17 protein-coding genes and 1 other RNA gene are annotated in these 18,956 nt (G+C 44.6%); 10 read left to right on the forward strand and 8 right to left on the reverse strand.

The window, feature by feature from the left end; genetic code table 11:
- Nucleotides 1-302 precede the first annotated feature (302 nt).
- Nucleotides 303-2,297, forward strand: coding sequence for a transketolase (gene tkt / locus R7P74_RS19940; RefSeq protein WP_054866504.1), 1,995 nt, complete (start codon nt 303-305; stop codon nt 2,295-2,297).
- A 91-nt stretch (nt 2,298-2,388) separates the two neighbouring features.
- On the opposite strand, the gene R7P74_RS19945 is transcribed toward tkt, so the two are convergent.
- Complete coding sequence (locus R7P74_RS19945) at nt 2,389-3,282, reverse strand: LysR family transcriptional regulator (RefSeq protein ID WP_318123120.1); 894 nt, start codon at nt 3,280-3,282, stop codon at nt 2,389-2,391.
- Between the two features lie 140 nt (nt 3,283-3,422).
- Between R7P74_RS19945 and R7P74_RS19950 the strand changes: the two genes are divergently transcribed.
- The 5 genes from R7P74_RS19950 (at nt 3,423) to mscS (ending at nt 10,388) form a co-directional block, all read left to right on the forward strand.
- Entirely contained in the window at nt 3,423-5,381 is a 1,959-nt protein-coding gene (locus tag R7P74_RS19950) for a ligand-gated channel protein (RefSeq protein ID WP_318123122.1), read from the forward strand.
- A gap of 135 nt (nt 5,382-5,516) precedes the next feature.
- Nucleotides 5,517-6,554, forward strand: a complete 1,038-nt coding sequence (epd, locus tag R7P74_RS19955; protein ID WP_005384545.1) for an erythrose-4-phosphate dehydrogenase — start codon at nt 5,517-5,519, stop codon at nt 6,552-6,554.
- A 151-nt stretch (nt 6,555-6,705) separates the two neighbouring features.
- The gene (locus R7P74_RS19960; protein WP_005384547.1) at nt 6,706-7,866 is read left to right on the forward strand and encodes a phosphoglycerate kinase; all 1,161 of its coding nucleotides are present in this window, start codon (nt 6,706-6,708) and stop codon (nt 7,864-7,866) included.
- A gap of 154 nt (nt 7,867-8,020) precedes the next feature.
- Nucleotides 8,021-9,097 (forward strand): class II fructose-bisphosphate aldolase, encoded by a 1,077-nt coding sequence (gene fbaA / locus R7P74_RS19965; protein ID WP_005380996.1) that lies wholly within the window; start codon nt 8,021-8,023, stop codon nt 9,095-9,097.
- Between the two features lie 424 nt (nt 9,098-9,521).
- Nucleotides 9,522-10,388, forward strand: coding sequence for a small-conductance mechanosensitive channel MscS (gene mscS / locus R7P74_RS19970; RefSeq protein ID WP_005380995.1), 867 nt, complete (start codon nt 9,522-9,524; stop codon nt 10,386-10,388).
- 47 nt (nt 10,389-10,435) lie between these two features.
- Here mscS and R7P74_RS19975 read toward each other — a convergent pair whose 3' ends face one another.
- Nucleotides 10,436-10,918 carry a YbaK/EbsC family protein gene (locus R7P74_RS19975; protein ID WP_318123123.1) on the reverse strand — a complete coding sequence of 161 codons (483 nt, stop codon included), beginning with the start codon at nt 10,916-10,918 and terminating at the stop codon, nt 10,436-10,438.
- A gap of 26 nt (nt 10,919-10,944) precedes the next feature.
- Nucleotides 10,945-11,574 (reverse strand): LysE/ArgO family amino acid transporter, encoded by a 630-nt coding sequence (locus R7P74_RS19980; RefSeq protein WP_238843836.1) that lies wholly within the window; start codon nt 11,572-11,574, stop codon nt 10,945-10,947.
- Nucleotides 11,575-11,721: 147 nt separating this feature from the next.
- On the opposite strand from R7P74_RS19980, the gene R7P74_RS19985 reads away from it, so the two are divergent.
- Nucleotides 11,722-12,618, forward strand: coding sequence for a LysR family transcriptional regulator ArgP (locus R7P74_RS19985; RefSeq protein ID WP_213961254.1), 897 nt, complete (start codon nt 11,722-11,724; stop codon nt 12,616-12,618).
- Between the two features lie 207 nt (nt 12,619-12,825).
- Nucleotides 12,826-13,518, forward strand: a complete 693-nt coding sequence (locus R7P74_RS19990) for an oxidative stress defense protein (protein ID WP_005384550.1) — start codon at nt 12,826-12,828, stop codon at nt 13,516-13,518.
- A gap of 71 nt (nt 13,519-13,589) precedes the next feature.
- Here the strand turns inward: R7P74_RS19990 and serA are convergent, their stop codons facing one another.
- The 5 genes from serA to R7P74_RS20015 all read right to left on the reverse strand — a co-directional run bounded on the left by serA (nt 13,590) and on the right by R7P74_RS20015 (nt 16,913).
- The gene (gene serA, locus R7P74_RS19995) at nt 13,590-14,822 is read right to left on the reverse strand and encodes a phosphoglycerate dehydrogenase (RefSeq protein ID WP_005384551.1); all 1,233 of its coding nucleotides are present in this window, start codon (nt 14,820-14,822) and stop codon (nt 13,590-13,592) included.
- A 274-nt stretch (nt 14,823-15,096) separates the two neighbouring features.
- Entirely contained in the window at nt 15,097-15,753 is a 657-nt protein-coding gene (gene rpiA / locus R7P74_RS20000) for a ribose-5-phosphate isomerase RpiA (RefSeq protein WP_005380982.1), read from the reverse strand.
- 53 nt (nt 15,754-15,806) lie between these two features.
- Nucleotides 15,807-16,406, reverse strand: coding sequence for a 5-formyltetrahydrofolate cyclo-ligase (locus R7P74_RS20005; protein WP_005384552.1), 600 nt, complete (start codon nt 16,404-16,406; stop codon nt 15,807-15,809).
- Between the two features lie 5 nt (nt 16,407-16,411).
- Nucleotides 16,412-16,596: non-coding RNA, 6S RNA (gene ssrS, locus R7P74_RS20010), on the reverse strand.
- 8 nt (nt 16,597-16,604) lie between these two features.
- Nucleotides 16,605-16,913, reverse strand: coding sequence for a cell division protein ZapA (locus tag R7P74_RS20015; protein ID WP_005384553.1), 309 nt, complete (start codon nt 16,911-16,913; stop codon nt 16,605-16,607).
- 249 nt (nt 16,914-17,162) lie between these two features.
- Here R7P74_RS20015 and R7P74_RS20020 point away from each other — a divergent pair, with 249 nt between their 5' ends.
- The gene (locus R7P74_RS20020) at nt 17,163-17,741 is read left to right on the forward strand and encodes a YecA/YgfB family protein (RefSeq protein WP_005380976.1); all 579 of its coding nucleotides are present in this window, start codon (nt 17,163-17,165) and stop codon (nt 17,739-17,741) included.
- Nucleotides 17,742-17,764: 23 nt separating this feature from the next.
- A complete protein-coding gene (gene ubiH / locus R7P74_RS20025) occupies nt 17,765-18,943 on the forward strand; it encodes a 2-octaprenyl-6-methoxyphenyl hydroxylase (protein ID WP_005380974.1) in 1,179 nt (392 codons plus the stop codon).
- Nucleotides 18,944-18,956 lie beyond the last annotated feature (13 nt).

Here is an 18,956-nt window from a genome sequence, read left to right on the forward strand (position 1 = left end):
TATCTGGTTTAAAACTGGGGAATGATAAACTCTCCAGCGCAAATTAATACTAATTTTTGTAGGTGTATCTACATCTAGACGTCTATTCTAAATTTGATTGCTCGAATTACAAGCTCTTTTTTGGTTTTTGTTATAACCAAACGTTTGCCTGATTTATTGATAATTTTAAGAACTTCGAACGATTTGGCGCGAAAGGTGCAATATTTGTGAGGTTTTGGACTGGAAAACGTTTGCACACCCAACAGGGCTTTGAGAGAATTATGACCTACTTTTCGTTTCGCTTAATGTACTCAGGAGCAGACATGTCGTCTCGTAAACATCTTGCCAATGCAATTCGTGCTCTAAGCATGGATGGTGTTCAACAAGCTAACTCAGGCCACCCAGGCGCACCAATGGGTATGGCTGATATCGCTGAAGTTCTTTGGCGCTCTCACCTAAACCATAACCCTTCAAACCCAGAGTGGGCCGACCGCGATCGCTTTGTGCTGTCAAACGGTCATGGGTCAATGCTTATTTACTCTCTACTGCACTTAAGCGGTTACGAGCTATCTATTGACGATCTGAAAAACTTCCGTCAATTGCACTCAAAAACCCCAGGTCACCCAGAGTACGGCTACGCGCCTGGTATCGAGACAACAACGGGTCCTCTAGGTCAAGGCATCACTAACGCTGTTGGTATGGCGATCGCAGAGAAAGCACTAGCGGCACAGTTCAACAAAGAAGGTCACGATATCGTTGACCACTTTACGTATGTGTTCATGGGTGACGGCTGTCTAATGGAAGGTATCTCGCATGAAGCATGCTCTCTTGCTGGGACGTTAGGTCTAGGCAAACTGATCGCGTTTTGGGATGACAACGGCATTTCTATCGACGGTCACGTTGAAGGCTGGTTCTCTGACGATACACCTAAGCGTTTTGAAGCGTACGGCTGGCATGTAATCCCAGCAGTCGATGGTCACGACTCAGACGCGATCAACGCAGCAATTGAAGCAGCAAAAGCGGACCCACGTCCTACGCTTATCTGTACCAAAACAATTATCGGTTTCGGTTCTCCTAACAAGTCTGGTTCGCACGACTGTCACGGTGCACCACTAGGTCACGATGAAATCCAAGCGGCTCGCGAATACCTAGGTTGGGAGTACGGCCCATTTGAGATCCCGGCAGATGTTTACGCTGAGTGGGATGCAAAAGAAGCGGGCGCCGCGAAAGAAGCAGCTTGGAATGAAAAATTCGAAGCATACGCTGCAGCTTACCCTGCTGAAGCGGCAGAGCTTAAACGTCGTCTAAACGGCGAACTTCCTGCACAGTGGGAAGAAAAAGCGAACCAAATCATTGCTGATCTCCAAGCAAACCCAGCGAACATTGCATCACGTAAAGCATCGCAAAATGCACTAGAAGCGTTTGGTCAAATGCTTCCTGAGTTTATGGGTGGTTCTGCTGACCTAGCGCCTTCTAACCTGACCATGTGGTCTGGTTCTAAGTCTCTAGAAACGGAGGACTTCTCTGGCAACTACATCCACTATGGTGTACGTGAATTCGGTATGACTGCTATCATCAACGGTATCGCATTGCACGGTGGTTTCGTTCCTTACGGCGCAACATTCCTAATGTTCATGGAATACGCTCGTAACGCAATGCGTATGGCTGCGCTGATGAAAATTCAGAACATCCAAGTTTACACGCATGATTCGATCGGTCTTGGCGAAGATGGCCCAACTCACCAACCTGTTGAGCAAATGGCGTCTCTACGTGTAACTCCAAACATGAGCACATGGCGCCCATGTGACCAAGTTGAGTCTGCAGTTGCATGGAAACTAGCGATTGAACGTAAAGATGCACCAACTGCACTTATCTTCTCTCGTCAAAACCTAGCGCAACAAGAGCGTACTGCTGAACAAGTCGCAGACATCGCGAAAGGTGCTTACATCCTGAAAGATAGCGAAGGTAAGCCTGAGCTAATCCTTATCGCAACAGGTTCTGAGGTTGAGCTTGCAGTGAAAGCCGCTGAGCAACTAACTTCAGAAGGCAAGAAAGTACGCGTTGTTTCAATGCCATCAACAGATGCATTCGACAAACAAGACGCCGCTTACCGTGAAGCTGTACTGCCATCAGACGTAACGGCACGTATCGCTATTGAAGCGGGCATTGCTGATTTCTGGTACAAGTACGTTGGCTTCGACGGTCGCATCATCGGTATGACAACATTCGGTGAATCTGCACCTGCTGGTCAGCTATTCGAGATGTTTGGCTTCACGACTGAAAACGTAGTGAACACAGCAAAAGAATTGCTAGCGTAATTGCAGGACCGTCTAAACAGTCGAACGTAAACGACAACTGTTAGATGCTAAAGTTAGAAAGGCCATCATTATGATGGCCTTTTTATTTTTGTCAGGTTTTCCAACCTTGTGGAATGCTTTGGTGAATGCAGTCTAAAAGTACGGATAAGCGCAGTGGTGGTCGTCCTGCTGGTGTATAGCAGTTAATGGAAATAGGCTCAGAAAGCCAACCTTCTAAGCAAGGTGCGATTCGCCCTGGGTGATGTTTCTCATAGCCGCATGCTGTCCAAGTCGGCAGCAGTCCAATACCATGACCATTCGCGATACTGTCTATTTGCATTGCTATGTTGTCGCTGTATAAGCGACTAACAAAGGGTTCTAAAAAGAACTCACCGTGTTGAGGGTGTGCTAGCATCAATCCATTTTCTTGCACTGAACCAAAATCGATCCATGGATGTGCTTCAAGTTCTTTGGGGTGCGGTATAGGCCCATGTTGTTTTAGATAATTTGGAGAGGCAAAAGGCGTATAGCGAAATACCCCCAGCACTTCTTTTCGCCAGTCTAGCTCTTTACGTTCGCCGAGCCAGATGAACAAATCTGGGTCATGATGCGCCTCAGAAAAGTCACTGGTAAGTTGAACTCTAACATCGGGATTATCAGCAAGAAAACGATTGAGTACGCCGCCGAGCCAGCTTCTAACTAAGGCAGTGTGACAAACAATATGCAGTGGCCCTGAAACTTGGTTCGTTAAACCTTGAAGTGCATCATAACTCTCTTCACTTAACTCAAGAATCTGGCGGCTGTAGTGGGCAAAGATTTCTCCAGCTCTTGTCAGAACTAATCGATTACCTTGTCTGGCGGTTAGAGCCTGACCGAAGTCTTCTTCTAATTGTGCCAAGCGACGACTTAGCGTTGATTTTGGCTGATTAAGGGCTTTAGCAGCGGCTGTCAAACTTTTATGCTGATTGAGCGCATCAAAGGCTCTAATTGATGCTAAGTCGTGCATATTTATTTTACTCCTTACTGCGTTATGTACGAGTTCCATAAATGGAAAGAACCGTTCCATAACTCTCACTATGCATCTCATTCTATTTGTGAATAATTCACTTTCGAAAATAATAATCATTATCAATTATGGAGATGTAGATGTCTACTCTTAGACTGCCAGTTATTACCGCAACTGGTATTTTAGCCTTCGTCAGTGTCCCTCATGTTTTTGCCAATGATGCAGTTTCTAAAATGGAAACAGTGGTTGTAACTGCATCAAGCTACGAGCAATCTCAAGCGGACGCGCCTGCAAGTATTAGTGTGATTTCACGTGAGGAGTTGGACTCCCGTTATTACCGCGATGTGACTGATGCACTAAAAAGTGTGCCAGGTGTTGTCGTGACAGGTGGTGGTGATACCACCGACATTAGTATCCGTGGTATGGGTTCTAAATACACTTTGATACTGGTCGATGGTAAACGTCAAAGCACGCGTGAAACTCGTCCAAATAGTGACGGTCCTGGTATCGAACAAGGTTGGTTACCTCCTCTTCAAGCGATTGAGCGAATCGAAGTTATTCGCGGTCCAATGTCGACGCTTTACGGTTCTGATGCGATTGGTGGCGTGATTAACGTCATCACACGAAAAGATGCGTTAGAGTGGACGGGTAATGTTCAACTGGGCACGGTACTACAAGAGAATAGCCGCTCAGGTGGAGAGCAGAGCGCGAACTTTTTCGTTAATGGTCCGTTGGCTGAAAATTTATCTCTCCAAGTATATGGTCAGTACACAACCAGAGAAGAAGATGACATCGAATACGGTTATGAAGATAAAGATATGCAGAGTATCTCTTCAAAACTGACTTACCAGATTAATGATCGCCACTCGGTGCAATTAGAGGGCGGCACGTCGGCACAAAGTCGTCGTGGCAATGTGGGCCTTTCAGTGCCGACCACAGGGTGTCGTGGTGGGTGTGAAGATTCACTGAATGAATATCGTCGTAATTACGTAACGGTAAGCCACAACGGTGATTGGGATTCGGTGGGAATTTCAGATACTTACTTACAGCGAGAAGAGAGCGAGAACAAATCTCGTGAGATGACGATCACCAACACCACGTTCAAATCGAGCTTGGTGACTGGTATTGGAAACCATACGTTGACGACGGGTGTGGACGCTACTCATGCAGAGCTTGAGGATTTCACCTCCAACAAAGCGTCATCGAAGACTGAAACATCGAATACGCAGTGGGCTGTTTTCATTGAAGATGAATGGAGAATTGCTGATCCGTTTAGCGTTACGCTTGGCGGCCGTCTAGATCATGACGAAAACTATGGCGCGCACTTTAGTCCGCGTGTCTATGGTGTATGGCGAGTTGACCCGTCTTGGACTGTGAAAGGTGGCGTGGCAACAGGTTTCCGTTCTCCGCAATTACGTGAAATTACTCCTGGTTGGGCGCAAGTCAGTGGCGGCGGTAATATCTACGGTAACCCAGACCTTGACCCTGAAACGTCGCTAAACAAAGAAATCAGTGTCTTGTATCAAGGTGACTCTGCTTTAGATGTCTCTTTGACTGCGTTCCATAATGAGTTCAAAGACAAGATCACACGTGTTGTTTGTCCAGATACCATCTGTACAGATGGACCAAACCAATGGGGTGCAGATCCAACGTACCGCATTAACGTGGACGAAGCGGTCACACAAGGTATTGAAGCGACCTTAGCATCGCCATTAACGGAAACCATTTACCTCAGCTCGAGCTACACATTTACCGACTCAGAGCAAAAAACAGGTGAATACAAAGGCATGCCGCTGCAGCAGTTACCAAAGCATCTGTTTAATGTGGATGTGACTTGGCAAACGACAACAGATCTAGAGAGCTGGGCGAAAGTCACGTACCGAGGTAAAGAAATGGATCCGGTTACTGGCCCATCAAGAAACAGTATTGTAGAACCAGCTTATACCTTTGTGGACGCCGGTGTGACATACCAGTTAACCGACAATACTCGTATTAAAGGCGCTATCTATAACTTGCTGGACGAGGAAATCAGTTACGAAGAATACGGATATATTGAAGATGGTCGTCGCTACTGGTTAGGTTTAGACGTCGCATTTTAATTATCTATCGTTGTAATAAGGTCGAGCATAGTCTCGACCTTTTTTAATCCTGCTTTACTTTGATTCAACAGGTGCGTTTGTCAGCCTGATCAGGTAGTATCTGTGACACGAAATTTTTGGTAGGGCGAAGGATAAATGCTAAAGGTTGCGATCAATGGATTTGGACGTATAGGTCGTAATGTTCTGCGAGCGGTGTATGAAAGCGGAAAACACCAGCAGATCAAGGTTGTGGCGGTAAACGAACTAGCACAGCCAGAGGCGATGGCACACCTACTGCAATATGACACCAGTCATGGTCGCTTTGGTAAAAAAATTTCCCATGACCAAGAACATTTGCATGTTCATCATGACAGCGGTGAATATGATTCCATTCGCATTCTCCATCTCTCCGAAATCGAATTACTTCCTTGGCGTGATTTAGAAGTTGATATCGTCTTGGATTGCACTGGCGTATTTGGTTCGCAAGCGGATGGGCAAGCGCATATAGAAGCAGGCGCGAAGAAAGTACTGTTTTCGCACCCGGGCGCAAACGACCTAGATAATACGATTATCTATGGCGTGAACCACGAAACTCTGAAAGACGAGCACCGTGTTGTCTCCAATGGCTCTTGCACCACCAACTGTATCGTTCCCATCATTAAAGTATTAGACGAAGCCTTCGGCATAGAGTCTGGCACCATTACCACAATTCATTCGTCCATGAACGATCAACAAGTAATTGATGCGTATCATAACGACTTACGCCGTACCCGTGCTGCAAGCCAATCTATTATTCCGGTGGACACTAAGTTGCATAAGGGGATTGAAAGGATCTTCCCGAAATTTTCCAACAAATTCGAAGCAATTTCTGTTCGTGTTCCAACGGTTAACGTCACTGCAATGGATTTAAGTGTCACAATTAGTACAAATGTGAAAGTTAATGACGTAAATCAAACCATTGTTAACGCATCTCAGTGTACATTACGTAACATTGTTGACTATACTGAATCGCCACTCGTTTCCATCGACTTTAACCACGACCCCCATAGTGCGATTGTGGATGGAAGCCAGACTAGAGTGAGTAACGGGCAACTCGTAAAAATGCTCGTTTGGTGCGACAACGAATGGGGCTTTGCTAACCGGATGCTGGATACTGCCTTAGCAATGCAAGCTTCTTCGCAAGTGGAACAGTAATGACGAAGAAGTGATGGAGAATTTTTATTTCTAGCCTTGAAATAAATCCATAATATCTCCATATCTATAACCAGTTTGAAGAATTAACAGGCTTGGCAGGGTTGCCGAGTTTTCAAAAACTTTAATTATTAAATATTTGAGAGGACACATCATGTCTGTAATCAAGATGACTGACCTGGATCTTGCAGGTAAACGTGTATTTATCCGTGCTGACCTAAACGTGCCAGTAAAAGACGGTAAAGTAACTTCGGATGCACGTATCATCGCATCTCTTCCAACTATTAAGCACTGCCTAGAAGCAGGCGCTAAAGTAATGGTTACGTCTCACCTAGGTCGCCCAACTGAAGGTGAATACGCTGAAGAGTTCTCTCTACAACCAGTTGTTAACTACCTAAACGACGCACTAGATTGCGAAGTGAAGCTAGCAAAAGACTACCTAGATGGCCTAGAGCTAAATGCGGGTGAACTTGTTGTTCTTGAAAACGTTCGCTTCAACAAAGGCGAAAAGAAAAACGACGAAGAGCTATCTAAGAAATACGCAGCACTATGTGACGTATTCGTAATGGACGCATTCGGTACGGCTCACCGTGCTCAAGCATCTACTCACGGCGTTGGTATGCACGCAGACGTAGCATGTGCTGGTCCTCTACTAGCGAACGAACTAGAAGCGCTAGGCAAAGCAATGGACAAGCCAGCTCGTCCAATGGTTGCTATCGTAGGTGGTTCAAAAGTTTCTACTAAGCTAACGGTTCTTGAGTCTCTATCTAAAATCGCTGACCAACTCGTTGTTGGTGGTGGTATTGCTAACACATTCATCGCAGCTGCTGGCCACAACGTTGGTAAGTCTCTATACGAAGCAGACCTAGTTGAAACAGCTAAGAAGCTAATGGACGAGTGTGCAATTCCAGTAGCAACTGACGTTGCATGTGCGAAAGCATTTGACGAGAACGCAGAAGCTGAAATCAAGCACGTTTCTGAAGTACAAGACGACGACATGATCTTCGACCTTGGTCCAGATTCAACTGCTGAACTAGCTGAAATCCTTAAAAACGCTAAGACTATCCTATGGAATGGTCCAGTAGGCGTATTCGAATTCAAGAACTTCGAAGCAGGTACTAAAGGTATCTCTGAAGCTATCGCAGCTTCTGAAGGCTTCTCTGTTGCTGGTGGTGGTGACACGCTAGCGGCTATCGACAAGTTCGGTATCAAAGCGGATGTATCTTACATCTCTACTGGCGGCGGCGCTTTCCTTGAGTTCGTAGAAGGTAAAGTTCTTCCAGCAGTAGAAATGCTAGAAGCACGCGCTAAGTAATTAAAGCAAAGCGGGGGAGTGATTCTCCCGCTTTCTTGTTTGCTGCAACGTGTGAGGAACTCTGCTAGAATAGCCTCAGTTGTGAGCAAACGTTTGCAAGATTTTCAACTTAACAAGTTTTGTTTAAAAACGACAGATAAATAGGATTACATCCATGTCTAAGATCTTCGACTTCGTAAAACCAGGTGTTATCTCTGGCGATGACGTTCAGAAAGTATTTGAAGTTGCAAAAGAAAACAGCTTTGCACTTCCAGCAGTAAACTGTGTGGGTACTGACTCTGTAAACGCAGTACTTGAAGCAGCTGCAAAAGTTAAAGCTCCAGTTATCGTTCAGTTCTCTAACGGTGGCGCTGCTTTCTTTGCTGGTAAAGGTCTAAAACTTGAAGGTCAAGAAGCTCAAATCCTAGGTGCTGTTGCTGGTGCGAAATACGTTCACGCTGTAGCTGAAGCTTACGGTGTTCCAGTAATCCTACACACTGACCACGCAGCTAAGAAACTACTTCCTTGGATCGACGGTCTACTAGACGCTGGTGAAGAGTACTTCGCGCAAACTGGTAAGCCACTATTCTCTTCTCACATGATCGACCTTTCTGAAGAGTCTCTAGAAGAGAACATCGAAATTTCTGCTAAGTACCTAGAGCGCATGGCTAAAATGAACATGACTCTAGAAATCGAACTAGGTTGTACTGGTGGTGAAGAAGACGGCGTTGACAACTCTGATATGGATGCGTCTGAGCTATACACTTCTCCAGAAGACGTTGCATACGCATACGAGAAACTAAGCGCAATCAGCCACCGTTTCACTATCGCAGCATCTTTCGGTAACGTACACGGCGTATACAAGCCAGGTAACGTTGTACTAACTCCAACTATCCTACGTGATTCTCAAGCGCACGTTTCTGAGAAATTCGGTCTTCCAGCGAACTCTCTAAACTTCGTATTCCACGGCGGTTCAGGTTCTTCTCTAGAAGAAATCCGTGAATCTATCGGCTACGGTGTAATCAAAATGAACATCGATACTGATACACAGTGGGCTACTTGGGATGGTATCCGTAAGTTCGAAGCTGAAAACCACGATTACCTACAAGGTCAGATCGGTAACCCAACTGGTGAAGATGCACCAAACAAGAAGTACTACGATCCACGCGTATGGCTACGTGCAGGCCAAGCTTCAATGGTTACTCGTCTAGAGCAAGCATTTGCTGACCTTAACGCAGTTGACGTACTATAATCGTTACTGATTAAGTTACTTAAAAACCCGCTCTTTGAGCGGGTTTTTTTATGTCTATCACTTTCTTCCCCGCTGCTTTCTCCCGATATTTTTATGCGTTAGGTTGTATTTGCTAGTGAGATATCTCACCTTTAACGTTTTTTTAAAGAAAACATGGGAATATCAGTCTTAAGAGTGGCGAAATCAGAGTGCATTGCGTAACCTGTAACAAGTCAGTGTCAGAAAGCTCTGATAAAGTCTTGTTTTGCATATCTTTGCGAAACTCTGACTTTGAAAAAAGTCAGAGTTGGGATATTGTGCCAAAAATCTGACACTGTTCAGTGGAGCAATAGGGATGTTGTTTTAGAAAAGAGCCTTTAAAAAACAAGGTTCATAAATTAACGGCAATTGGATTTATATCTCTTTATTTTTGAGGATAAGAATTATGGCAGGTGAATCGGTGGGTATCGATACCACTTTAACGGATGGTCTAACTCAGGCTGAAACTTGGCTGACAAACAATTCAGATCTACTGGTTCAGTACGGTGTGAACATTATCTCTGCGCTGCTTATTCTGTTTATCGGTAATCTTATCGTTAAGGCAGTCGCTGGTAGTGTTTCTAAAGTACTAGAAAAGAAAAACATGGATAAGGCCGTCGTTGAATTTATTCACGGTCTTGTTCGTTACTTGCTATTTGTAATCGTGCTAATCGCGGCTCTTGGTCGATTAGGAGTTCAAACCGCTTCTGTTGTTGCTGTGATTGGTGCGGCAGGTCTTGCTGTTGGTCTTGCACTACAAGGTTCACTATCAAACTTTGCAGCAGGCGTACTTATTGTTGCGTTCCGTCCATTCAAATCAGGCGACTACGTAGAAATCGGTGGTGTAGCGGGTAGTGTTGAAGCAATTCAAATCTTCCAAACCGTTCTAAAAACACCAGACAACAAAATGGTTGTTGTGCCTAACTCTTCAGTTATCGGCGGTGCCATTACTAACTACTCTCGCCATGCGACACGACGTGTCGACCTAGTGATTGGTGTTTCATACAAAGCAGACCTTAAACTAACGAAGAAAGTGATTCGTGAGACGCTAGAGAAAGATCCACGTATCTTGAAAGACCCAGATATCACAATTGGTGTACTTACGTTAGCGGACTCTTCAGTTAACTTTGTGGTTCGTCCATGGGTGAAAACTGCAGATTACTGGGGCGTATACTTTGATGCAATGCAAGGTATTAAAGAAGCATTGGATGAAAATGGTATCGAGATTCCATTCCCACAAATGGATGTTCACCTGAACAAAGTCGACGCTTAATCAAAAGCAGTCGATATTCAAAAGCGAGGCCAATAGGCCTCGCTTTTTTATATTTCGTAAAGGGTGTGATGACCAGCAAGTAAGAGGCGTTTTAGATGTTTACCTGCAAATCCAAATGTGAACTCAGGTAAGCCAGGCGTATACAGCAACTCTTGATGTTGATAGAGATTGGTATCAACAATGATAGTGATGTCTTCCGGTAAGCCTATTGGGCAAACCGCGCCGGGTACGCAACCTAACACTTCGACCATTTCATCGTCATTACAAATAGAGGGACGTTTACCTGTAATCGCTTTAATCTGCTTGGCATCGAGGCGCGAGTCCTTATCTGTCAGATAAACCGCGTAACCTTGTCCTTTGAGTGTTAAAAAGAGGCTTTTGGTATGCGTACCCGTCCAACCAAGCTCTCTCGCAATGCGTATATCTGTCTCAAAGTCTAAAATGGCTTCGTGCTGCCATTCCCGAAAAGGAATAGAGAGCGCGTTGAATCGCTCTCTATTGTTGTTATAAATACGTTTTAGTGACTCCATGTCTTTGCTGCCTTACTACCTGGTGATTACCAATGCTTATCAATAAGCTCATTCGCTAAGATATACGCTATTGTGAACATCATCATTGCGATTGCAATGTCGATGGTTTTTTTCACTTTTGGTTTAGAGAGTGTTGGACCTAGTTTGGCTGCTCCTATCGATAAAGTGTAGAACCAAACAAAGGAAGCCATAATCGTACCTAGTGCAAAAGCAATGCGATCATGGCCTTCAAATTGTCCACCGATCGAACCTAGAATAACGACTGTATCTAAATATAAGTGCGGATTAAGCACAGTGACAGCTAACGCACCTAGAATAACCGTTCGACGACCTCGAGCTACGATCTCCCCTTTTGATTCCGATTCACTCTCTGGCTTAAAAGCACTTTTAAGCGAGAGCAGTCCATAGAAGCTTAAGAAAGCAATACCACCAAGTGTCACCGACGTCAGTAAGATTTCATTTTGAGACAGAATTGCACCACCACCAAAGATACCTAGAGAGATGAAAATCATATCTAGCACGCTACAAATAGTGGCGGTTGTTAGGTGGTGGTTACGCTTTATGCCTTGATTCAAAACATACGCATTTTGCGCGCCGATCGGAATGATCATTGATGCTCCTAAACCAAAACCTTGCAATAGAACCCACAAGCTCACACTTCACCTCACTTCAAAATAACAAATACATTTACAGAAAAGGGAAAGATAAAGCGTTTATCTAAATAAGTATAATTAATGATTTTAATCTTACATTAGATAGACTAATTTAACGGGAGGCGTTTGATCAGGAGTGAGAGGAAAGGTATGCGAGGGTTAGATTACAAATGGATTGAGGCATTAGACGCTATAGTTTATCAGGGTAGCTTTGAGCGTGCTGCCGAGCATTTATTTGTTTCTCAATCCGCCATTTCTCAACGTATCAAGCAGTTAGAGAAGTTTCTCGCGCAGCCTGTTTTAATTCGAAGCCAGCCACCTAAGCCAACGCCAATTGGTAAAAAATTGTTGGGTCTTTATCGGCGAGTACGCTTGCTAGAGCATGAAATTCTCCCCGAACTAAAAAATGATACCAGTACGCGACCTGTGCAACTCTCTTTAGCGACTAATGCAGATAGCCTTGCAACATGGCTACTGCCAGCGCTGCAAAATGTTATGAAGCAGCGTCAAGTTGAACTAAAACTGACTATCTTTGGTGAATACCGCTCTATTGAAAAACTCAAAAGTGGCGAAGTGACAGGAGCGATCAGCTTGGAGTCCCAGCCAATCCCCGGATGCAGAGCAGACTATTTAGGTCGCATCGATTATGTTTGTGTCGCGAGCCCAGAGTTCTATCAGCGTTATTTTTCTAAAGGCGTAAATAATCAGACATTGGCAAAAGCACCGGCCGTTTCATATGACCAATATGATGATCTACATAAAACATTTCTTACCGAGCATTTTAACGTCAATCCTGACAGCGTTATTCATCACAACATCAGTAGTTCTGAAGCGTTTCTAAAAGTGGCGTTAGCTGGTGTTGCTTATTGCTTGATCCCCCGCTTGCAAATTACCGACGAATTAGACAGAGGTGTGTTGGTTGATGTGACTCCAGGTTTTTTAATGTCCCATCGGATTTATTGGCACCACTGGCAGTTAGAAACTGGGGTATTACAAGAAATCTCACACGCGATAGTGGGGTATGCGCAGCAGCATCTACCTCAATAAGTTTGTCAGAGCTGCATATCGTTAACTTAGTGTGTTTTGTTTAAAAATTACGCCAATGTTACATAGTCAAAGTTGTGTTAGAAGTCACTATGGGTGCTTGGATAATCGGCGGAAGTTTCTATTATGAAACCACACGCTTTCTCAGCCATGATAGTGATGTTGGAATCTGAGATTAAGTACTTAATTTTGTATGGATGGATTTATTGAATGAAATTGTATTCATTTTTGCTGGCTTCAGCACTCAGCCTTACCAGTGCTTCAGTTTTGGCGAATACGCCAGAGTTTGCTCATGTTACGACAACGGGGTATGGCGAAGTGACGGCCACACCTGATATGGCTACGTTTTCTGTAAAAGTAGTCGATACGACAATGACGGCCGAACAAGCGAAATTGTCCGTAGATAAAACCGTTGAAGAGTTTCTAAAAAGCTTATCGGATGCCGGCTTATCAAAAGACAATATTACTAGCTCGAATTTATACCTTGCTCCTCAGTACCATTACCCTAAATCAGGGAAAGCAGAACTTGTTGGGTATCGAGCATCTCGCAGTATTGATGTCACGGTGACGGATCTGAAAAACCTTAACCAATACCTAGATATGGCGTTAGAAGCGGGAATTAATCAGGTTGATAATATTCAACTTAAGGTAAGCAACCAAGCCGAGTATCAGCAAAAGGCACGAATGGCTGCGATTAAGGACGCAAGAGAAAAAGCAGGGTCATTAGCGACTGGTTTTGAGAAAAAGTTGGGCGATGTATGGCAGATCAATTACAGACAGATGCACGTTCAGCCTGTGTTAATGCGTTCAATGGCGATGGATAGTAAAGAAGGAGCGAATAGCTACCAAGATTCAACTATGATCATTCGCGATCAAGTCGATGTCATTTATAAGCTAAAGTAAGGCTTAGCAAACAGTAAAAAGCAAAAGGCAGGGAGTCATAACCCCTGCCTTTGTCGTTTCTGTTTCACTGTTTAGTGAAGGATACGGGCACGGATTGTGCCTTCAATGTTTTTGAGCTTTGTTAGAGCTTCTTCTGAGCGCTCAGTTTCAACGTCGATCACTACGTAGCCTATTTCAGCGGCTGTTTGTAGGTACTGCGCGGCAATGTTAATGCCTTCTTCAGCAAAGATGGTGTTGATCTGAGTTAGGATACCAGGACGGTTCTTGTGGATATGAAGCAGACGAGAACACTCACCACTGTGTTCTGGCAATGACACTTCAGGGAAGTTTACGCTTGAAAGTGTCGAGCCGTTATCAGAGTACTTAGCCAGTTTACCCGCCACTTCTAAGCCGATATTCTCTTGTGCTTCTTGCGTTGAACCACCAACGTGTGGAGTGAGAATGACGTTATCGAATTTTTGTAAAGGAGACTCGAAAGGGTCAGCATTTGTTTTTGGTTCAGTTGGGAATACATCAATTGCAGCTCCGGCAAGGTGACCAGCTTCTAAGCTATGGCAAAGTGCAGGAATATCCACAACGGTGCCACGTGCAGCGTTGATAAAGATGGAACCTGGTTTCATTCGAGCAAATTCAGCTTCACCCATCATGTTTTTCGTTTCCGGTGTTTCGGGAACGTGCAAAGAAATCACATCACATTTGTTCAATAGTTCACTCATGGTATGTACTTGCGTCGCATTACCAAGGGACAGTTTGTTCTCAATATCGTAGTAGTAAACGCGCATACCTAAGTTTTCGGCAATAATACCAAGCTGCGTACCAATGTGACCGTATCCGATAATGCCAAGGCACTTACCACGAGCTTCGTAAGAGTTGTCTGCACTTTTCTTCCAAATACCGCGATGTGCAAGTGCATTCTTTTCAGGAATCCCACGCACTAGTAAAAGGATTTGCCCAAGTACAAGCTCTGCCACGCTTCGAGTGTTAGAGAATGGTGCATTAAAGACAGGAATACCGCGTTTTGCTGCTGCGTCTAGGTTTACTTGGTTAGTACCAATACAAAAACAGCCAATTGCAACCAGCTTGTTCGCCGCATTGATTACCTCTTCGGATAGGTTCGTACGGGAGCGGATACCAATGAAGTGTACGTCTTTTACCGCTTCAATTAGTTCTTCTTCCGGAAGGGAACCTTTATGGTATTCAATGTTGGTATAACCAGCTGCTTGAAGAACTTCAACTGAAGAAGGGTGGAGTCCCTCTAACAAGAGGATCTTAATCTTTTCTTTTTCCAGTGAAACTTTGGCCATTTTTTCTCGTCCTTAAAATGGAAAGGTGGGCTAATGTGGCGCACATTGGACAAAACTATTAAAAAGGGGATAATTAACAGTTTTGTAGGAAGACAAACGTTTCCCTGTGCGTCTTCTGTTCAATAAAGTAACAAAAAAAAATTGCTTTGGGTAAGAAAATTACGGAATAAGAGATAATTTTCTTATAGAAAGGAATAAAAAACGGTGCCTTGCAGCACCGTATGTAATGAAATAACAGAAAAGTGAACCAGATAGGTTCATTTTGGGCTGTTACTTATTCTTCAATTTTTGCACCTTCTGGTGTGCCAGTGATCACTACGTCTGCACCACGATGAGCGAAAAGACCCACAGTCACCACACCAGCGATGCCGTTTATTTTGTCTTCCATTTCTTTCGGGTTGGTAATTTGCATATTGTGCACATCCAGAATCACGTTGCCGTTGTCAGTCACAACGCCTTCACGGTAAGCTGGATCACCACCTAGTTTTACCAATTCACGAGCCACGTAAGAGCGTGCCATTGGGATTACTTCAACAGGCAATGGGAACTGGCCAAGTACGTCAACTGCTTTAGTGCCGTCAACGATACATACGAACTTATCAGAGATTGCTGCGACAATTTTCTCACGAGTCAGAGCCGCGCCGCCGCCTTTGATCATTTCACGTGCTGGGTTGATCTCATCTGCGCCATCAACATACACATCCAGCTTCATTACATCGTTACACTCGTATACTTCAATACCAAGCTCTTTAAGGCGCTCAGTTGAAGCGACAGAGCTAGACACTGCACCTTTAATATCATCTTTGATAGTGCCTAGTGCATCGATGAAGTGATTCACGGTAGAGCCAGTACCAACACCGACAATGCTGCCTTTCTCAACATATTTTAGTGCTGCCCAACCAGCCGCTTTTTTCATTTCATCTTGAGTCATGCCAATCTCCTGAATAGATGTTCGTTAACGTTTGCGGGCGTGATTATAGCGGCTTACTTGTCACTTTCCCATTGCCATATTTGGCTTGGGGTCACGATCTTAGGTAATGGAATGTCCCAGCTTTCAATTGGTAAGCGTTCTACATGTTGGCAGTCATGAGCGATACCAACAGGTTTAGCTCCCTCTCCAGTTATAAACCAACGTGACAGAGTACGATCGTAGTACCCTCCGCCCATGCCTAAGCGGTGTCCGATACTGTCGAACCCAACTAAAGGCGTGCAGATTAAATCAAGCTGGCGAACGGGTTTGAGGTGTCTGATATCGAGCTTGGGCTCTAAGATGCCGTACTTGTTGTAGACGAGCTGTTCATCACTTATATACTGAAGAAACAGTAACTGACCTTTAGAAAAGGGGTGGATGACGGGCAGATAAACCGATTTTCCCTGTTGCCATAACCATTCAATGAGCGGTTTAGTATCAAGCTCACCGTCTGCAGAAAGGTAGATGGCAATATGTTGCGCCTGATCGATTTCAGGAAGTTGGGAAAATTGAGTAATAAGGTCGATTCCCGCTTGGTATTGTGTATCACTGCACAGAGCGTTGCGCTTTTCACGAATCAGTTTGCGGAAGTCTTGTCGAGAGAGGTCTGACATAGAGAGAATACCCCAGGGTGCCGTTGAGGATTGTGGCCCTTGAACCAGCTGGTTCAAGGCGGATCAGCAATGACAACCGTAGGCTTCTCGGTGCATGCCGAGCTTGCTCAATAGTTACCAAATACTAACCCTTAGGTATTGCTTATCGGCTCAGGGACTTAAATCCTGCTGACGCACACCCCAGGGTAAATTTTGTATTTACTGCTGTCCTTGCGTAACTTTGCTTAGTGCGTTCTCTAAAGACGCGGTGAGCTTTTCCATTCGCTCAGTAATTTCTTGCTGTTGACCATTGGATTCGTATGACTTGGTGTGCAACTCATAGCAAATATTCAATGCAGCAAAGGTCAGCAGTTGGATTTCATTGGTTACCTTAGTACGTTCGCTCATTTCTTTCAATCGGCGATCCAGATCTTTTGCCGCTGCAACAAGAGACTCTTCTTGTCCTGTCGGACAATTCACTCGTGTAAGTTTGCCTAATATTTCAACGTCGATCGCTTGATTGCTCATGATGAATAAACTCTATATTCGCGCTATCTAAGGTGTTGCTTCATACAACTACCGAGGAGCAAACTATAGGAAAACCGCTATTAAGATTCAAGCATTTCCCATCACAGAAAGAGAAATGATGACGAGATCACACAGGAATTGGGCAAATTGAACAAATGCTGTCCAAAATTGAATTTGATAGCCGTTTCAGACCACTAACCTTGATGGTAGGATATACCAATACATTATTACGCAAGAATGAGCCAAGTTATGAGTGAAATCACCCTTCCTGAATACCAATCTATTGCTGCTGAACTGCAATCGGCAAGCCTGGCTGTGACACCGGCGGAGTTACATGGCTTATTTGTTGGCATGTTAAGTGGTGGATTGGCGATCAATGATCAAACTTGGCAGCCGATTCTTTTTGACTACACCAATGATGGGATGGGGTGGCCCTCGACAGCACTCACTTTTGCTCAGAGCATATTCAACGTTACTGTTAATGAGCTTACTGGCACATCAATGGAGCTGTCTTTACTATTGCCAGATGAGCCGGGCGAAGAAGGCTTATTCGCATTAGCCGACAGTGTGTCCGACTTTGTAAACCACTTTATTTCTGGGCTAGGTCTAGCAGGCGTTGCGCTTAACAAAGCATCTGATGACGCTAAAGAAGCACTGGCTGATCTAGAAGAGATTGCCAAATTAGGCATTGATGAAGATGACGATCTTGGTGAACAAGCGCAATTGCTAGAGCAAGTGATTGAGCACATCAAAGCTTGCGTACTAACGATTCATGCTGAATTTGGTGTTCGTCCTGAAAGCAGCGACAAAAAACCTACTATTCACTAATCGTAGACCGTCCAGAGGTTAGTATGAAGCAATATGATGTAGTCATTGCTGGTGGTGCCATGGCTGGTGCAACGTTAGCATTGGCGATTGACCATTTGTCTCAGGGAAAGCTCCGCATTGCCGTCGTTGAGCCTTTTAAAGCACAATCAGATATGCACCCTGGTTTTGACTCTCGCTCAATCGCATTGTCTTACGGTACTGTCAATCTGTTGCGTCAACTACAGCTCTGGACGTCAGTAGAACCGTTTGTCACACCCATTGAACATATCCACGTTTCTGACCGTTCTCATGCTGGGATGACGGAGATTACCAAGCAAGAGGTTGGGGTTGAAGCTCTAGGGTATGTTGTAGAATTAGCCGATGTTGGGCGTGTATATCAAGAATTATTAGACAGTAGCGAGTCAATTACGCTGTTTTGTCCTGACTCCGTTACCGATATCGAGCGCGAGCAAAACTGTACCCATGTGACGTTGAAAAGTGGTGAGCAACTTGAAGCAAAACTGCTGGTGGCTGCAGATGGTGCTGTTTCGACCTGTTGTCAGAAAATTGGTCTAGAACTTTCTGAGCAAGATTTTGAACAAGTGGCTGTCATTGCCAATATTGTGACTCAAGAACCTCATCAAGGTAGAGCCTTTGAACGTTTTACTGAGAATGGCCCTGTTGCTTTATTGCCAATGAGTGACAATCGAATGTCCTTAGTTTGGTGTTTGCACCCTGAAGAAGCCCAAGCCGTTCTTGAGTTATCTGATCAAGCATTTCTCCAGCGTTTACAGAACGATTTTGGTTGGCGTTTAGGCGCGATGAAAAAAGTGGGGCGCCGTGCAAGTTACCCATTGCTTCTTCGCCATCGAAAGCAAAATATTTCACATCGCTTTGCGATTGTTGGAAATGCGGCGCAAACGCTGCACCCGATAGCTGGACAAGGCTTTAATCTCGGTATTCGCGATGTAGTCTCACTAGCAGAAGAAATTGTGCAGCAAAGTGAGGATGTGGGTCTTTATCAAGGCCTGATGCGCTTTAGTCAACGTAGAGAAGCAGATCGAAGCGAAACTATTTGGCTAACCAGTGCCTTAGTACATGTTTTTTCAAATGATTTACCCGCGATGCGAATTGGCCGAAATACTGCCTTAGCAGCGATGGATAACCTTTCTATTTTTAAGCAGCCGCTACTACGCCATACACTTGGCTTGGTAAAACGATGAACGGCCGCACTGA

This window comes from Vibrio sp. 2033 (genome assembly GCF_033339735.1).